The organism is Streptomyces sp., from assembly GCF_031181705.1.
Classification (GTDB): Bacteria; Actinomycetota; Actinomycetes; order Streptomycetales; family Streptomycetaceae; genus Streptomyces.
In genome coordinates this window covers 22751-24480 of the sequence record NZ_JAPSKN010000082.1, presented here as the reverse complement: position 1 = coordinate 24480, position 1730 = coordinate 22751, and the positions used below count along the sequence as shown (strand labels likewise).

The following is a 1730-nucleotide window of genomic DNA, read 5'->3' as shown; positions in this document are numbered from 1 at the left end:
GGAGCGCCGGCCGGGCAGGAGCGCCGGCCGGTGACAGTCAGCCCAGCGACAGGACGACCAGCGAAACCGTCGCCGCCGTCTCCGCGAGCCCGCCGAACACGTCCCCCGTCACCCCGCCGAACCGCCGCACGCAGTGCCGCAGCAGCGCCTCGGCGGCGGCCAGGGCGAGCAGGACCGCGAGCACACCACGCACCACGTCGTACGGCCCGAGGGCGGCCCCGGCCGCTGCCGCCACCGCCGTGACGGCGACCGTGACGCCGAGCGCCGCCCGCACCGGCAGCACACCCGCGACGGCCGCCCCGAGGCCCTCCGGGCGCGCCGCCGGCACCCCGGCCCGGGCCGCCAGGGTCAGGGCCAGCCGGGCGACGGCCGCGGAGACGACGGCGGCGCACGCGCCCCGGGCCCAGGAGGCCTCGTAGGCCTGGGCGAGCGCGGCGACCTGCGCCAGCAGGACCAGGACGAGGGCGATGACGCCGAAGGGGCCGATGTCCGACTGCTTCATGATCCGCAGCGCGTCCTCGGCCGGCTTCCCGCTGCCCAGCCCGTCGGCGGTGTCCGCGAGCCCGTCCAGGTGGAGCCCCCGGGTGAGCGCGGCCGGCACGGCGACCCCGGCCACGGCGGCGAGCGGCGCGCCCGCGCCGAGGAGCAGCAGCACCAGCCCCGTGGCGGCGGCCGCGGCGCCGACCGCCAGACCGGCCAGCGGCGCGCACAGCATGCCGCCGCGCGCCGCCTCCCGGTCCCACCGCGTCACCCGGACCGGGAACACCGTGAGCGTGCCGAAGGCGAAGCGGACTCCGTCGAGGGGCGAGGTTCCGGTCACCGGCGCAGGCTACCGGCCGGTCAGGAGAGCGGACACGCGGGCCGAGGATAAAGTTCACATATGGGATGGCTGGAGCGGAACATCATCGAACCCGGAAAGCTTCCGCTGCTCCTGGCCCTCGTCGCCTTCGTGCTGACCTTCCTGATCACCCGGGTCATCACCCGCCTCATCCGGGCGGGCAAGGGCCCCTTCCGCAACATCAGCGGCGGTGGCGGCGTCCACGTCCACCACGTCGTCCCCGGCGTCATCCTCATGCTCATCGGCGGCTTCGGCGCGGTCGCGGGCGGCCGGCACGGCTTCGGCTCCGGCCTGGCCGCGGTGATCTTCGGCATCGGCGCGGGCCTCGTCCTCGACGAGTTCGCCCTGGTCCTGCACCTGGCGGACGTCTACTGGACCCCGGACGGCCGCAAGAGCGTGGAGATGGTCGTCCTCACCGCCTCGCTCGTCGGACTGCTGCTGATCGGCTTCTCACCGCTGGGCGTGGACGACCTGTCCGAGGACCAGCAGCAGAACCGCGCCGCCGTCCTCGTCAACGTCCTGGTCAACTTCGCCTTCGCCCTCATCGCCCTGTTCAAGGGCAAACTCCGCCTCGCGGTGGTGGGTCTGGTCGTCCCGCTGGTCGCCCTGGTCGCGGCCGTACGGCTGGCCCGCCCGACCTCTGTGTGGGCCAAGCGGTTCTACCGCAACCGCCCCAGGGCCCGGGCCAGGTCCGGGCTGCGGGCCTACCACCACGACCGGCGCTGGGTGGGTCCCCGGCGGACCTTTCAGGACTGGCTCGGCGGCGCGCCCGACCCGCAGCCGGCCCGGTCCCTGGAACGCCGCTGACGCTGCTCGCCGAGCGCGCACAGCACCAGGACCGCTGCGGACGGTCCCATGTCCACGACCCATCCGTCGGAGGCGGGCAGCCCCC

General features: G+C 75.3%; 2 protein-coding genes. One reads left to right on the top strand and one right to left on the bottom strand.

Annotation, left to right across the window (positions count from 1 at the left end; translation table 11 throughout):
• Positions 1-37: 37 nt before the first annotated feature.
• Positions 38-820 carry an adenosylcobinamide-GDP ribazoletransferase gene (locus tag RIN80_RS16990; protein WP_309096450.1) on the bottom strand — a complete coding sequence of 261 codons (783 nt, stop codon included), beginning with the start codon at positions 818-820 and terminating at the stop codon, positions 38-40.
• 60 nt (positions 821-880) lie between these two features.
• Between RIN80_RS16990 and RIN80_RS16985 the strand changes: the two genes are divergently transcribed.
• Positions 881-1645 carry a hypothetical protein gene (locus RIN80_RS16985; protein ID WP_309096449.1) on the top strand — a complete coding sequence of 255 codons (765 nt, stop codon included), beginning with the start codon at positions 881-883 and terminating at the stop codon, positions 1643-1645.
• Positions 1646-1730 lie beyond the last annotated feature (85 nt).

Coding starts and splice junctions, on each gene's coding strand:
- RIN80_RS16985 (WP_309096449.1), top strand. CDS start 881: ATGGGATGGCTGGAGCGGAACATCATCGAACCCGGAAAGCTTCCGCTG.